Source organism: Sorangium sp. So ce131 (assembly GCF_051519095.1).
Lineage (GTDB): Bacteria > Myxococcota_A > Polyangia > Polyangiales > Polyangiaceae > Sorangium.
In genome coordinates, this window is record NZ_CP150455.1 from 2,352,383 (window position 1) to 2,364,850 (window position 12,468).

Consider the following 12,468-nt stretch of genomic DNA (forward strand, 5'->3'; position numbering starts at 1 on the left):
TCCGCCGCAAGCCCCGCCTGCTGCTGCTCACGCCGCTCGCCGGATACGGTAACCACCCGACCAACGCCATCGTGACCATCCCGCCCGGGCGGCGACGGCGGCGAGCCCCAGCGAGGCGGACGAGGCGCAACCGCCCAGCCAAGGGCATCGTGACCGGCCGCGCGGCGCCGGTTATCTAATTCCCATCAGGGGCCTGGCTGCGGCGCGGCCTGGCACGTGCCGGCCACGCACGCGAGCTGCGGCGGCGGTGGCAGGCACGGGAGGCACTGGACGTGCTGGCACGCGGGGGGGAGACGGGCGTTGAGCTCACGGAGGAAGCCTTGGCTGCCGTCGTCGACCATCAGGTTGGACGCGCTCGCCGCGACCGCCCTCGACGAGATCGTGCCGCAAGCGCAGCAGCGGTCGACCGCGAACACGACCACGCAGTCCGACGCTGCAGCGCAGGTCGCCGGGCCGGGCGGCAGGGGCGACCCCGTCGGCCAGTCGGCGACGGTCGCCGTCGATGCCGCAGGCGGCGTCACGGCGGCAGCGGCCGGCTGCACCGCGCCCCGCGGGGGCCCACTCGGACGGTGTGCGCCGCCGCACGCGGCCAGCAGCGCGGCGATCGCGATCACGAGACGACCAGCTCCTCGGCCCAAGCTCGTATACATCCCGGGCGAACGGTCTAACCTCCTGCCCCCTTACAGTGCTTCCCTGGGCACGTGCGGGAGGGCGGTCCACGGGGCAGCGTGCCGCGGCTCGTGCCCGGGCTCGCTGGCGCCGTGGATGTCGTGGCCGTCCAGGAAGAGACGGCCCTCCGACGAGGCGGCCGGGGCGCACCGGGCGGCGTGCAGGAGGACCGGTCGGCCTGTCCTGCAACGGGGGCCCCGGGGGTGACGGCGGCCCGGGGCGCGGCGGCGACGCGATCGGCATCGCCTACCTCGACGAGGACCGGCTCACGGCCGAGGGCGTCACCTTCACGCTGGGGCCGCCGGGCGCGGGCGGCATCCGCTGGGACGACCAGGGCAAGATGATCTCGGGCGAGGACGGCGTCGCCCTGGAGACGCTCCGGTTTGCTGAATCGCTGGATTGGAGCTCGCCCAGCGAGCCGCGTCGGTGGAAGCCGGCGCGTCCACAGGCCCAGGTGGGTTAGTAGATTCGGATTCGTTCAAAATCGGCGATGGCCATCTCCAAGAGCCGCAGAAACGTCCTACCTCCGGACTCTGTCAGCAGCGTGAGGTTGGGATACGTGAACTCGCACGGCACGACCACACGCCCGTCATCGGACCAAGGGTACTCCGCATTCGCGGGCGAGATATCACGATCGACCGCGGGCGCCAGTTTCTCGATCTCGCGGGCCAGCTTTCGCGCAACCTTCACGGTCTCTCGGAGCAGCTCATCTTTTCCTGCGTAGCGCTGCTTGATCTCGGGCGACCCGAGGTAACTCTGCATGAACCGGGAGAATGCCACGTGTTCGGTGGTGAGCCGACCCTCGTCCGTGTCCGTGTCCCGGAATCGGTACGCCTTCGCAACCTTCTCGCCGGCCATCTGGAGGTAGTGGAGCAGATGACAGATCGGGACACCTGGAATACTCGACAAGAGCCGATAGATTTCGAAATCGCTGCCGCCTTGCTTGATATAGGCAAGCGCCCAGCTCGCCCGGTCGGGCACGGCCGTCGCGCCGTCACGCGGCATCGGCATCGCGAGGCCGGAGGAACTCTCGTGCGGTCTCGAGCGACCACCCTGCAGGCAGCGGGATTTTGCGCTGACGAATGGCGTCCATCTCGGCCGGCGTGACCTCGGCGACCACGCTCGGGTAGGTGATGTCTCCTGCGGCCCCGAACGCGAAGGGCACCACGCGTCCAGTCTCAACACTCGCCGCGTTCACCTCAAGGAGCTTGATCGGCTCGCCGGCTGCGTTCTCATCCGTCGCGATGATCCGGTAGACCGCGCGGAGTTCCGGCTCGATCCTGAAATGCCAGGCGATAAGGCTTGCAGCGACCTCGTCCTTCTCGTGCACGTCGACCTCCTCGCTCGTAGGTGTGCGGGCAGGGTAGCACATCGGGCGGTCGCGAGCTCCGGCGTTTGTGGTCCCTTGTGCGAACCATCTCGCGCCGATGCGGCTCCTCAGCACGAGGTCCGCCGGCCCAACGATGCAGCTCACCCGCGCGGCGCGCTGCCGAGCGGAGCGAGGCTGCGCGCAGCGTCGGGTGCAGCAGCGAGTCAGCCCGCGCCCTACGCTCCACGGCTCGCCAGTCGCGCTGCGTCCTCCGGCTCGACGCGGCCGAACGCCGCTCCCTGCTCGTCGTCCCATGCCGCGACCCGCACGCCGTTCGGAAGCTCGATGGGCCCGATGACGATTCCGCCGCGGCTGCGCACACGGTCGACTGCGACGTCGAGGGACGGGACGGAGAAGAAGAGCCAGTGGGTATGGACTCCGGGGCGCCCCTCGACGTCCGAGATCAGCCCGCTGCTCGACTCGCCGGCGCCGAGCGCGAAGCGTTGGTGGTGGCGGAGCTGGCCCGGATCGACCTTCTCGGTGAAAGACCAGTCGAAGAGGGCCGAATCGTTCATGGCGGCGGTGTCCGGATCGCGCGTAGTGAGCTGATGCCAGACGACGCCCGCGGAGGATTCGGCTGAGCTGTCCGCCACGGTGACAATCGCGCCGGAGATCATCCGGTGCCGTATTGAAATCTCCAGGGCCGTGCTCCAGATCCAAACGGCAGCAAGTGGAGCGCACCCGCCAGGGACCGGCGGCAAAGAAACGAGGGCTGTCATGAGTAGCCGTGCACAGGTGCTGTTTCAGGTGGGCGCGTGGGCGTGGGTCGTCACCGGGATCGGGCACCTCGCGCTCAGCGCGCTGATGCTCGCTCGCGGCGCGACGCCCGCCGCGGGAACCGCGGTCCTCGGCGCGATGCGGGCGCACCGGATGTCCATGATGGGGCTGTCGCGCGACCTGCTCGGCCTCTTCAGGGGGTTCAGCGTGGCCATGGGCCTGGTGCTCGCGCTGCACGGCGCCGTCTGCGTGCTCGCCGCGCCCGCCCTCGCCGCGCTCCCTGCTGTCGTGGCGCTGAACGCGGCGGTGTCGCTGGCGCTGCTGGTCCTCGCCGTCCGGGCGTTTCCGCCGCCGCCGATCGTGACCATGCTGGTCGCGACGGCGTGCTTCGGCGCGGCGCTCGTGGTGCGCTGAGGGGGCGGGCGAAGATAGCCCATAGCCCATCGCAGTCGCCACGAGCGGGCCGTCGGACGAACCGTTGCGGTATCGCTCGTTCAGGTTCCGGCGGACCGCGCCGCCATCGCGAGGCGGCGGCCCGCAGGCTGGGGCGTGAACGTGGTCCCTTCGGCGGGGCGCCTCCGGCTGCCCGTCCGCCGCGCCCCCTCCAACGTCCCCTGCACGCTGGGGCCGCCGGGCAAGGGCGACAGCAGCTGGGACGACGAGGGCAAGAGGATCTCGGGCGAGGATTACCTCTTGCTCCAGTAGCCCGGCCTCTGTTTTGCGTGTGCGATAGCCACGACAAGAAGACGCGTTGGCTCGTCTCGGTACACGACGAGGTAGGGAAACCGTGTCAACCGCACCCGACGCGTCCCGTGTCGGTAAGAGGGCCAGCGGTCCGGCGCCTCCGCAATTCGGGTCAATGCCGCCTCGATCTCGTCGGCGAACCGTGCCGCTACGCGTGGATCCCGTTCCGCGTACCAGGCCGCAGCCTCCTCGGCTTCCGCAAGTGCGGCTGGCAGGACCTCAACGAGCTTCGCGACGGCCGTTTGCAGCCGCCAGGATGCGGCGCCGGGCTTCCGGCCAGGGGACCGGCGTGACGACCCCGGCGTCGACGTCGGCGAGACGTTGCTGGATCTCCTCGGCCCACGCAGCCTCGACCTCCTCGGTCGTCTGCTCGGGCTCGTCGAGGCTCTGGATCAGCGCGGCCGCCACGGCCGCTCGGTCCTCCGCCGACAGACGCAGCGCTGCGACCAGGACATCCTCGACGTCGCTCATGGTGCAGGGAGCTTACCGCAAGTTCGGCCGGGTCACGAGCGGGACCCGCGTCGATGCGGGGCCTGGGCGAGGATCCGTGGCTCGCGGCGGCCCCGGTCCTTGGGCCGCTGCCGGCGACGCCCGGCCTGCAGGCCACGCAAAACGGAGTCTGGCTCTTTCCCGACCAGACGCCGCTCGTACCCGAGCTGGAAGCGTTCCTCGCCGCCGGCGAGCCGCCCGCCTACGTCGGCTTCGGCAGCATGCCTGTGGACCCGCAGACCGGCCGCAGGGTCGTCGAGGCCGTGCGGGCTGCGAGGCGCCGTGTCGCGCTGTTTCAGGGGTGGGCCGAGCTCGGTCGGGTCGACGACGCCGCCGACGCCGACCCCTGGCAACTACGGACGGCGAGGACGCAGGGACGTGGCCGACGTGGGCTGCACGGACGGGAGCTACGGGAGTTACGGCGTGCGAGGCACCGTCGGCGCACCCGGCCAGGGCATCGGGCGCATGAGCGAGGCCGGCTTGGAAGCGGGCTGGGCCGGGGACGGGGGCCGGGGCACGCCGGGCCACGGCGGCGGAGGCGGCGGCCCCAGGGGCGGGCTCGGCGTGTGCGGCGCGGCGTCCAAGGGGGCGCCGGGCATCGCCTCGTCACGAGGCTTTGCGAACGACCGTCACCTCGCGCGGTGGCAGCCGTACGACCTTCCGCCCGCTGTTGGCCTCACGCGCCTTGAGCGCCTCGGCGAGCTTATCAACATCATCGTCGTCGCGGGTTGCCATCGGTCAGCCCCGGGAGCGCGAGGCCTCGCTCACGTCTTGAGGCTGGGCGCTCCGCGCGTCCGTCATGACGCTCACCGCACGGGATGAGCGGCTGCGGGCTCCCGCAGCTGCCAGCTCCGCGCGTGCTGATCCCGCGCGATGACCGGCTGCGGGCTCCCGCAGCTGCTGCAGCCGAGTCCGCCGTTGCGTTCAAGCGTGCAGTCCGTTCGATGCCTACGCTCGGACGTATGAACCGATATCTCCCGGTAACGTCGAATGACATGACCCGACACGACAGCCACGCTTTTCATCTCTCCGAGACCTACGTGCAGCTCCTCGACGGCGGCGCCGCGAAGCTGATTCCCGTGGACGCCGAGTTCTGGGCGAAAATCGGCGAGCGCTCGGAGCTGCACGCCGGCCGCATGGTGGGCCTCTTTCACATGGACGAGAGCCCCGATCACCGCGAGGTCCACCCCCGCGGCGACGAGGTCCTCATCCTGCTCTCCGGCTCGATTGACGTCGTGCTGGAAGACGAGCGCGGCGAGCGCGTGATCGAGCTGCGCGATCAGGGCACGTGCATCGTCCCCCGCGGCGTCTGGCACCGGCAGATCGTGCGCGCGCCGAGCGTGATGATCTTCATCACGCCCGGCGAGGGCACCAGCTCCGCGCGCGCTGAGCCCACGCGATGACCGGCTGCGGGCTCCCGCAGCTCCTGCGGCCGAGCCCGCCGTTGCGTTCAAGCGTGCCGTCCGTTCGCTGCCTACGCTCGGACGTATGAACCGTCATCTCCAGGCAGCGTCGGACGGCGAGACCCTCGCGCCGACGCACTTCGACCCACACGCGCGCCTGCGCCGCACCCCCCACGATGGCCGTCATGCGGCCGTCGCCCAGCACCAAGCCGCCTGCCCTTCGATGGCCGGCGTGACGCCGCGTCGCGGGGACCGCGAACGACCCGAGGGAGCGTGACCATGCAGACACTCCAAACGCTCGTCGCTCACGCCGCGTGGGCCAACCGACAGCTCTTCGCCGCGCTTCGCGACGTCGACTCTTTCGCGTCGCAGAAGGGCGCAGACCTGATCTTGCGCGTCCTCGACCACGTCCACGTGGTCAGCCGCATCTTTCAGGCCCACCTCCAGGGTGTTTCGCACGGTTACGAGTCCACGCAGAGCGCGGTGCTCCCTGCGCTCGAGGAGCTCGATCGCGCATCGGAGGCCATCGACCGCTGGTATGTGGATACCACGGCGTCGCTCCCGCCGGAGGAGCTCGCACGACCTCGCGATGTGCGCTTCACCGACGGGAAGGTGGTGCCGATGACCGCCGGCGCGATGATCCTCCACGTGGTCACACACACGACCCATCATCGCGGAAACGTGGACGCCATCATGTACCAATGCGGGATGCCGCGCCGAAGGGACGGATTCCCCGAGTTCCTCGTCAGTCGAGCGTCCGCCACCTGATCGAGCTCAGCCCCTGCGTCGGCGTCATGCCGAACTGCTCGCGGAAGACGCGGCTCAGGTGGGCGCTGTCCGCGAACCCGGCGGAGGCGGCGGCGGCGCTCAGGCTCGCTCCCCCCTCCACCGCGGCGACGGCGCGGCGCAGGCGCTTCCACCGCATATACACGCGCATCGGGAGCCCGACGTCACGCGCGAAGGCATGACGCATCTGCCGCGGCGAGAGCCCCGCCTCGTGCGAAAGGCGCGCGAGGTCGACCTCGTCGGCGCCATCGAGGTAGGCGCACATCCGACGTGCCGCCGGGTGTCGCGGCTCCGGCGGCTGACGCAGGTCGACGGCGGAGAGGATCGAGGCCATGAGAGCACGTGCCATCTCCGGCGTGGGCTCGCGGGGGACGCTCACGTCGAGCGCGTCGCGGACCCACGTCTCGCACCGGGGCTCGGCGCCACGAGAGAGCCCTCGGCTCGCCATGTCGTCCCCGTCGAGGAACAGGAGCGCAGCGTGCGCGCACGCGCCGTGTCCGTGGGTCAGGCGCGGGGGAATGACGGCGGTGCCGGCGTGAATGCGCCCGCTGGCACCGTCCTCGATGTACAGCCCCTGCGGCGCGATGACGATCTGGGCCGCGTGATGCGCGTGGCGCCTCGTAGCGACGAGGGGGCCCACATAGAGTATCCGCGTCTCCGAAACGAACATCGTACCGGTCAATCGCGCCGGCGTACTCAAGGGTCGCTGGCTCCCTCGGGGGATGTCGGCATTCGCGGATCCATCAGCTCCCATCCCCTCGACCTGCTTGCGTCCGTCATGGGCCTCCTCGCTGCTCGCCGATCCAGGTGCGCAGGACGGCGCGGTAGCGGGCGGGATCGCTGCGCTGCAGGTGTCCGTGATCCGCGCCGGGGAAGCGCTCCAGGCGGACGGGGCCGGGCACCGCCTTCGCGATGTCCTGCGCCTCCGCGAGCGTGGCGTGCGCATCCGCGTCGCCCGCGAGCAGGAGCACGGGCGTAACGTGCGTAGAAGACGGCAGGTCGCGCGCGGCGTCCACCGGCCGCAGCCGTGCCGGGTCGATGGGGAGCGCCACGGACCCCCACGGCCACAGGACGGCGAACGCCGCCGGCGCGAGGGGTCCCAGCCGCATGTCCAGCCGGTTGCGCACGGCCGTCTCGAGGTCGCGGTAGGGCGACTCGAGCAGGTAACCGTCCACGCGCCCGGCGACGTCCTTCGCAGCGTAGAGCGCTGCGGCCGCGCCGAGCGACGTGCCGAAGACGAGGCGGCGACGCTCCGGCAGCTCGCGCTCCAGGAACTTCACGCCCGCGCGCACGTCGTTCGCCGCGCTCCAGCCGAACTCGTTGACGTCCCCGTCCGAGTCGCCGTGCGCGCGCAGGCTCAGCGCGAGGACGCAGGTGCCGTCCTCCGCGAGGACGTCGAGCACGTCGCGCAGGCCCGTCCGGCTCGATCCGTTGCCGTGCAGGGCGAGGACGCACGCGCGTCCCGCGTCGCCGCGGTGCAACCAGCCGCCGAGGCGCAAGCCGTCCTCGGCCGTCAGCGAAACGGCCTCCCAGCCCGCCGGCGGAGGCTCAGGTGAGGGCGGCGCCGCGCGGCGGGTGAGACCGCGCGCCACCAGCGGGCCGCTGGCCCCCCAGACAGGGACGCAGGCGGCCAGGATCAGCAGGGCGCGGCGGATGAAGCGACGCACGGTGACGCCCAGGATAGACCCTCCCGCCCGCGAAGACGAGGAGGGGAGCCGGGCGCCCCGCTCACGAGAGCGCGACGCCGATCAGTCCTCGAATCGGACCTTGGGGTGAGGACGGCATCGCCGTCGAGACGCTGCGCTTCCCTGAGTAGGGTCGACGGAGAGGCTCTGTGAACAGGTACCAGAGCGCGTTGGCGGCGACGCGCCCGGGCTTGCGGGATACCGCACGTGAGCCTGATGTCAGCAAGGTGGGCGGTCGCGCCGAGTTCCGGGAATCTTACTTCAGGCGGGCGAGGATTACCTCTTGCTCCGGTAGCCCGGCCTCTGTTTCGCGTGTGCGATGGCCATGACAAGAATGCGCGTTGGCTCGTCTCGGTACACGACGAGATACGGAAACCGTGTCAATCGCACCCGACGCGTCCCGTATCGGGTAGAGGGCCAGCGGTCCGGCGCCTCCGCAATTCGCGTCAATGCCGCCTCGATCTCGTCCTCGTCGGCGAACCGTGCCGCTACGCGTGGATCCCGTTCCGCGTACCACGCCGCAGCCTCCTCGGCTTCCGCAGGTGCGGCTGGCAGGACCTCAACGAGCTTCACGACGGCCGTTTGCAGCCGCCAGGATGCGGCGCCGGGCTTCCGGCCAGGGGACCGGCGTGACGACCCCGGCGTCGACGTCGGCGAGACGTTGCTGGATCTCCTCGGCCCACGCAGTCCCGACCTCCTCGGTCGTCTGCTCGGGCTCGTCGAGGCTCTGGATCAGCGCGGCCGCCACGGCCGCTCGGTTCTCCGCCGACAGACGCAGCGCTGCGACCAGGACATCCTCGACGTCGCTCATGGTACAGGGAGCTTACCGCAAGGTCGGCCGGGTCACGAGCGGGAGCCGCCTCGATGCGGGTCCGGGGCCGCGGGTCCTGGGTCGCCGGTCCTTGGCGAGGATCCGTGGCTCGCGGCGGCCCCGGTCCTTGGGCCGCTGCCGGCGACGCCGGGCCCGCACAGCCGGTCGATCGGTTGATTGAACCCGCACCGTGTCGAGCCTCGCCGCGACCTCACGGATGCCGGCCTCGGCGCAGCAGGAACGCGCGCAAGCGAACTCGATCCTCGTCGTTCATGTCCAGGAGCTGGACAGTCGCGCGCCCCTCCGCTGTAAGCCCGTTGATGACTCCAGTCGATTCCGTGACGAAGTGCTCTCGCCACGCGTGCCGCCTGGGATGATAGAGCTGTACGACAAGCTTGCTCTCGGGGTCGATCGACGCGATGTTCGGCCCCTTCTTCAAGTTGCAGCGAATGCAGCATAGACACAGGTTGTCGACATCATCCGAACCACGATGTTGCCTTCCGATGATGTGGTCTACCTGGTGGGGCAAGATGGATGCGTCCTGCGGAAGGTGGCAGTACTCACATGCCCCCTGGGCGCGCCGTTGGACCAGCTCCCGCGTGTCGCTCGGCAGCTTCACGAGGCCGCGCGCATGGTCCATACCTCCTCTGCCTGAAGCTTGAGGAGGCTGAGCATGTCGTTCAAACGGACGACCTCCGCATACTCTCTGTGCTCTTCAGGCGTGAGGACGCCGCTTGTGCTCTTCTGAGCGAGCTCCTCGACGCGGGGCGCCAGGTCCTTGCTGACGGCGTCGAGCGCCGCTTCGAGCTGCTCGATGGTTCGCTTCTCCATGAGGTTCTCCGTCTTCAACGCCTCGCGTCAGCATGTCATCGGTCTGCCGTCGGTTCAAGGTCCGCCACGGACCGGCGGGCCGTGCAGCCCAGCCGCTGGGCAGGCCCGCTCGTAACCGAGCTGGGAGCATTCCTCGCCGCCGTCGAGCCGCCCGTCCACGTCGGCTTCGGCAGCATGCCTGCGGACCAGTAGACCGGCCGCGTCGTCATCGCGGCCGTGCGGGCTGCGGGGCGGCGTGTCGTCCTGTCGCAGGGGTGGACCTGCCGTGGGCGGTGGCCGCTGGCGGGCGGGTACGACGAGGCGGCGGCTCAGCGCTTCGGAGGTTGAAGGCCGGCCATGGTGACGGACACGAGCCGGCGGACCGCCGCCAGGGAAGGCATGCTGCTGGCCGCCGAGAGCGCGTGCAGGCAGAAGCTCGCGAGCTCGGCGGGGGGGACGTCATCGCGGAGCCTCCCGCGCTTCGCGCCCTCCGCGATCAGGTCGCGGAGGAACTCGCTGAGCTGTTGATAGCCCCTGGTGACGTGCTCACCGTGGCGCAGCAGGGCGACGAGCTCGGTCCCGTGCTCCTCGTGGGTGATGCGGGCGTAGGTGCCCAGGGCGATCTCGAGCCGGCGTTCTGGATCGCTCGCCTGGTCGCGCGCAGCGAGGAGCTCTGCGAGGTGGCGGCCGACTTGCCGCTCGTGCCACGCGACGAGGATCGCCTGCACGTCGGGGAAGTACTTGTAGAGCGTCGCGCGTCCGATGCCCGTGCGCTCCGCGACCTCCGACATCGTGACCGCGGGCACCCCGCGCTCGGTCGCGATGGCTGCGGCCGCATCGAGGATGGCGTCGCGGACCTCCCGGCGGTGCGACTCGAGGGTGTCGTTCCAGAGCTTCGGCATCGCCCGCATCCTACACCGAGACGGACGGATCGAGGCGAACTGGATTGACTGGATACACTCTGTATCGTAAAACCATCCGGTCGCTCCCGGAGCCGCGCGGCCGGAGGCCTGAGCTGGCCACGTCTTCTCTTCACCTGGCCCCGGGTGCCGATGAGCTCGGCCGGAGAGCCCTCTTCGCCGGGGCTCGATCCGGCGAAGAGGAGGAAAGACATGGTGAAGCTATTCGCCTTTCTCACCAGGAGGGAAGGCATGGATTTGCGCGACTTCGTCGACTACTACGAGAACAAGCACGTGCCGTTCATATGCAGCCTGGCGCCCGTTCCCGCGGTGTACAAACGCAGCTACCTGAAGCGAGGCGACGCGCTGAACATGGAGGATGCTGCGATCGGCTTCGACGTCGTGACGGAGACCGTGTTTCCGGACAGGGCCGCCTTGCAGGCGTGGCTCGGGAAGATCTTCGAGCCAGGCACCCGCGAGCGGGTCGTCGCGGACGAGGAGAAGTTCCTCGATCGGTCGCGGTACTGGGCCTACGTCGTCGAGGAGCGCGTCACGTCCGAGAGCTGTCGATGATCTGGGCAACCCGCGGAATTCGGTGAAGTTCACCGGTGAAATCCGCGTCCGATGCCGGTAAAGACCCGCTGAACGCCGGCGATCACGTGGCCGCGGTCTTCACCGATCCTGCGCGGTACGGGATGATCACCGACAGCGAGGCGCCGTGTCGCGCTGTTTCAGGGGTGGGCCGAGCTCGGTCGGGGCGACGACGCCGCCGACGCTGACCCCGACGCCGAACCCTGGCAACCACGGGCGGCGAGGTCGCGGGGACGTGGTGCGCGGACGGGAGCAACGGGAGCTACGGCGTGCGAGGCACCGCCGGCGCCCCCGGCCAGGGCATCGGGCGCATCAGCGAGGCCGGCTGGGAAGCGGACCGAGGCGGCGACGGCGGCTGGGGCACGCTGGGTGTCCTTCGCCCAAGTTCTTGGTTTTTTCCACATCCATGAAGGCATCATCGACGCGATGGGATGCATGCGTCAAGCGTCACGCGCGGCATGTGAACGCCTGCGCTTGGTGAAGCCGATGAGGCTCCGCTCGCCGACGATAAGCGCGTCCAGGCTCACGATGCCGGCCCAACGATCTGGCGATAAGCGGCGGGCAACGCCCGTCCGTTTCATCGCCTTGTTGGGCTGCATCCTTCAACTGTCAGGAGAACACTTCAGCGGCGGTCTTCGCGCCAAGGACGTTATCGATCCAGTGGTCGAGGGTCGCAACGTCCGTGCATGCCTGAATACGCTCACTCTCGTCCTGAGTGAGCGCGATCCCTGTACGTGCAAGCAGCCGCAGCAGCGTGTCCCTCTTGCCCTTGAGCTCGCCTTCGCGGATGCCCTTGAGCTCTCCCTCGCGGATGCCCTCGCGGATGCCCTCGAGCTTGCCGCGATCGATGAGCTTTTGCACGAACGGGGGGAACGTCGCCTCACCTTCGAACTGTCGTTCCATGACCAACGCCTCCAGAGCCTGCCGCATGGGTTCGCGCAGCCCGTTCCAGATGACCTGAAAGTATACCGCCGCGTGCTCCTGGTCGAGCCGGGCGAGAGCAACGAGGGCCGCCTGGACCACGGCGAGCCCGTTCGGCCCGTTGCCGTGCGCCACCGCCGAGAGCACGGCGAGCTCCGTCTCCTCCTCCGCCTCGGCCGGCTCGGTGATCTCGGGCACGACGGCCGGGCCGAGCACCAGCGGCCTGATGTGGCCGAAGCCGAGGCCGACGTCGATGTTCTGCGCCGCCCAGGCGGCCACGTCGGCGCCCGGTGCGACGACGAGGACGACCGTGCCGCAGCGCTTCCTGGCGCGCACGACCGTGACGTACACCGGCCAGGAGAACTTCTTGTCCGGGTCCTCGTCGCGCTGACCTCGATGATGATCGCCAGCACGAGCGTGCCGTTCGCGTCGCGGAGCTCGAGCACCAGGTCCGCGCGGAGCTCCACCGGGATGAGCTGGTCGAGCGAGGACTCGACCACCGCGACCGAGGCATGCTGAGGCACATCGACGTGGAAGAGGGTCACGAGGAAGTGGGGCGCGAGCTCCGGGGTGT

Annotated in this window: 21 protein-coding genes; 5 read left to right on the forward strand and 16 right to left on the reverse strand. The window is 69.9% G+C overall.

Annotation, left to right across the window (positions count from 1 at the left end; all coding sequences use genetic code 11):
* Positions 1–185 precede the first annotated feature (185 nt).
* The 4 genes from WMF43_RS08680 to WMF43_RS08695 form a co-directional block, all read right to left on the reverse strand.
* The gene (locus WMF43_RS08680) at positions 186–614 is read right to left on the reverse strand and encodes a hypothetical protein (RefSeq protein WP_437679009.1); all 429 of its coding nucleotides are present in this window, start codon (positions 612–614) and stop codon (positions 186–188) included.
* 514 nt (positions 615–1,128) lie between these two features.
* Positions 1,129–1,650: a hypothetical protein gene (locus WMF43_RS08685; protein ID WP_437679010.1), complete on the reverse strand. Its 522-nt coding sequence runs from the start codon at positions 1,648–1,650 to the stop codon at positions 1,129–1,131.
* A 13-nt stretch (positions 1,651–1,663) separates the two neighbouring features.
* Complete coding sequence (locus WMF43_RS08690; RefSeq protein ID WP_433926599.1) at positions 1,664–1,999, reverse strand: hypothetical protein; 336 nt, start codon at positions 1,997–1,999, stop codon at positions 1,664–1,666.
* A gap of 215 nt (positions 2,000–2,214) precedes the next feature.
* Entirely contained in the window at positions 2,215–2,655 is a 441-nt protein-coding gene (locus WMF43_RS08695) for a hypothetical protein (protein ID WP_437679011.1), read from the reverse strand.
* Positions 2,656–2,755: 100 nt separating this feature from the next.
* Between WMF43_RS08695 and WMF43_RS08700 the strand changes: the two genes are divergently transcribed.
* Positions 2,756–3,169, forward strand: coding sequence for an LIC_13387 family protein (locus tag WMF43_RS08700; RefSeq protein WP_437679012.1), 414 nt, complete (start codon positions 2,756–2,758; stop codon positions 3,167–3,169).
* Positions 3,170–3,304: 135 nt separating this feature from the next.
* Positions 3,305–3,460, forward strand: a complete 156-nt coding sequence (locus WMF43_RS08705) for a hypothetical protein (protein WP_437679013.1) — start codon at positions 3,305–3,307, stop codon at positions 3,458–3,460.
* Here the strand turns inward: WMF43_RS08705 and WMF43_RS08710 are convergent.
* The 3 genes from WMF43_RS08710 to WMF43_RS08720 form a co-directional block, all read right to left on the reverse strand.
* The gene (locus WMF43_RS08710) at positions 3,442–3,747 is read right to left on the reverse strand and encodes a type II toxin-antitoxin system RelE/ParE family toxin (RefSeq protein ID WP_437683975.1); all 306 of its coding nucleotides are present in this window, start codon (positions 3,745–3,747) and stop codon (positions 3,442–3,444) included. The genes WMF43_RS08705 and WMF43_RS08710 overlap by 19 nt on opposite strands.
* A complete protein-coding gene (locus tag WMF43_RS08715; RefSeq protein WP_437679014.1) occupies positions 3,719–3,970 on the reverse strand; it encodes an addiction module protein in 252 nt (83 codons plus the stop codon). The genes WMF43_RS08710 and WMF43_RS08715 overlap by 29 nt, the downstream gene beginning before the upstream one ends.
* Positions 3,971–4,594: 624 nt before the next feature.
* Positions 4,595–4,723, reverse strand: a complete 129-nt coding sequence (locus WMF43_RS08720) for a hypothetical protein (protein ID WP_437679015.1) — start codon at positions 4,721–4,723, stop codon at positions 4,595–4,597.
* Between the two features lie 260 nt (positions 4,724–4,983).
* Here WMF43_RS08720 and WMF43_RS08725 point away from each other — a divergent pair, with 260 nt between their 5' ends.
* Positions 4,984–5,391 (forward strand): cupin domain-containing protein, encoded by a 408-nt coding sequence (locus tag WMF43_RS08725; protein WP_437679016.1) that lies wholly within the window; start codon positions 4,984–4,986, stop codon positions 5,389–5,391.
* A gap of 279 nt (positions 5,392–5,670) precedes the next feature.
* On the forward strand, positions 5,671–6,159 hold the full coding sequence (locus WMF43_RS08730; RefSeq protein ID WP_437679017.1) for a DinB family protein: 489 nt from the start codon (positions 5,671–5,673) through the stop codon (positions 6,157–6,159).
* On the opposite strand, the gene WMF43_RS08735 is transcribed toward WMF43_RS08730, so the two are convergent.
* The 7 genes from WMF43_RS08735 to WMF43_RS08765 form a co-directional block, all read right to left on the reverse strand.
* Complete coding sequence (locus WMF43_RS08735) at positions 6,137–6,817, reverse strand: helix-turn-helix domain-containing protein (protein ID WP_437679018.1); 681 nt, start codon at positions 6,815–6,817, stop codon at positions 6,137–6,139. The genes WMF43_RS08730 and WMF43_RS08735 overlap by 23 nt on opposite strands.
* Positions 6,818–6,953: 136 nt before the next feature.
* Entirely contained in the window at positions 6,954–7,844 is an 891-nt protein-coding gene (locus tag WMF43_RS08740; protein WP_437679019.1) for an alpha/beta hydrolase, read from the reverse strand.
* 294 nt (positions 7,845–8,138) lie between these two features.
* Positions 8,139–8,435, reverse strand: a complete 297-nt coding sequence (locus tag WMF43_RS08745) for a type II toxin-antitoxin system RelE/ParE family toxin (RefSeq protein ID WP_437679020.1) — start codon at positions 8,433–8,435, stop codon at positions 8,139–8,141.
* Positions 8,422–8,673 carry an addiction module protein gene (locus WMF43_RS08750; RefSeq protein ID WP_437679021.1) on the reverse strand — a complete coding sequence of 84 codons (252 nt, stop codon included), beginning with the start codon at positions 8,671–8,673 and terminating at the stop codon, positions 8,422–8,424. The genes WMF43_RS08745 and WMF43_RS08750 overlap by 14 nt, the downstream gene beginning before the upstream one ends.
* Positions 8,674–8,884: 211 nt before the next feature.
* The gene (locus tag WMF43_RS08755) at positions 8,885–9,313 is read right to left on the reverse strand and encodes an HNH endonuclease (RefSeq protein WP_437679022.1); all 429 of its coding nucleotides are present in this window, start codon (positions 9,311–9,313) and stop codon (positions 8,885–8,887) included.
* A complete protein-coding gene (locus tag WMF43_RS08760; protein WP_437679023.1) occupies positions 9,289–9,522 on the reverse strand; it encodes a hypothetical protein in 234 nt (77 codons plus the stop codon). Before WMF43_RS08760 ends, WMF43_RS08755 begins: the two co-directional genes overlap by 25 nt.
* A 290-nt stretch (positions 9,523–9,812) precedes the next feature.
* On the reverse strand, positions 9,813–10,385 hold the full coding sequence (locus WMF43_RS08765; RefSeq protein ID WP_437679024.1) for a TetR/AcrR family transcriptional regulator: 573 nt from the start codon (positions 10,383–10,385) through the stop codon (positions 9,813–9,815).
* Positions 10,386–10,595: 210 nt separating this feature from the next.
* On the opposite strand from WMF43_RS08765, the gene WMF43_RS08770 reads away from it, so the two are divergent.
* Entirely contained in the window at positions 10,596–10,955 is a 360-nt protein-coding gene (locus tag WMF43_RS08770; protein WP_437679025.1) for an EthD domain-containing protein, read from the forward strand.
* Between the two features lie 458 nt (positions 10,956–11,413).
* Here the strand turns inward: WMF43_RS08770 and WMF43_RS08775 are convergent, their stop codons facing one another.
* Positions 11,414–11,572 (reverse strand): hypothetical protein, encoded by a 159-nt coding sequence (locus tag WMF43_RS08775; protein WP_437679026.1) that lies wholly within the window; start codon positions 11,570–11,572, stop codon positions 11,414–11,416.
* Between the two features lie 10 nt (positions 11,573–11,582).
* On the reverse strand, positions 11,583–12,245 hold the full coding sequence (locus WMF43_RS08780; protein ID WP_437679027.1) for a hypothetical protein: 663 nt from the start codon (positions 12,243–12,245) through the stop codon (positions 11,583–11,585).
* Positions 12,246–12,468: the final 223 nt, after the last annotated feature.

Coding starts and splice junctions, on each gene's coding strand:
- WMF43_RS08695 (WP_437679011.1), bottom strand. CDS start 2,655: ATGATCTCCGGCGCGATTGTCACCGTGGCGGACAGCTCAGCCGAATCC.
- WMF43_RS08700 (WP_437679012.1), top strand. CDS start 2,756: ATGAGTAGCCGTGCACAGGTGCTGTTTCAGGTGGGCGCGTGGGCGTGG.
- WMF43_RS08715 (WP_437679014.1), bottom strand. CDS start 3,970: ATGAGCGACGTCGAGGATGTCCTGGTCGCAGCGCTGCGTCTGTCGGCG.
- WMF43_RS08720 (WP_437679015.1), bottom strand. CDS start 4,723: ATGGCAACCCGCGACGACGATGATGTTGATAAGCTCGCCGAGGCGCTC.
- WMF43_RS08725 (WP_437679016.1), top strand. CDS start 4,984: ATGACCCGACACGACAGCCACGCTTTTCATCTCTCCGAGACCTACGTG.
- WMF43_RS08730 (WP_437679017.1), top strand. CDS start 5,671: ATGCAGACACTCCAAACGCTCGTCGCTCACGCCGCGTGGGCCAACCGA.
- WMF43_RS08750 (WP_437679021.1), bottom strand. CDS start 8,673: ATGAGCGACGTCGAGGATGTCCTGGTCGCAGCGCTGCGTCTGTCGGCG.
- WMF43_RS08755 (WP_437679022.1), bottom strand. CDS start 9,313: ATGGACCATGCGCGCGGCCTCGTGAAGCTGCCGAGCGACACGCGGGAG.
- WMF43_RS08765 (WP_437679024.1), bottom strand. CDS start 10,385: ATGCCGAAGCTCTGGAACGACACCCTCGAGTCGCACCGCCGGGAGGTC.
- WMF43_RS08770 (WP_437679025.1), top strand. CDS start 10,596: ATGGTGAAGCTATTCGCCTTTCTCACCAGGAGGGAAGGCATGGATTTG.
- WMF43_RS08775 (WP_437679026.1), bottom strand. CDS start 11,572: ATGCAGCCCAACAAGGCGATGAAACGGACGGGCGTTGCCCGCCGCTTA.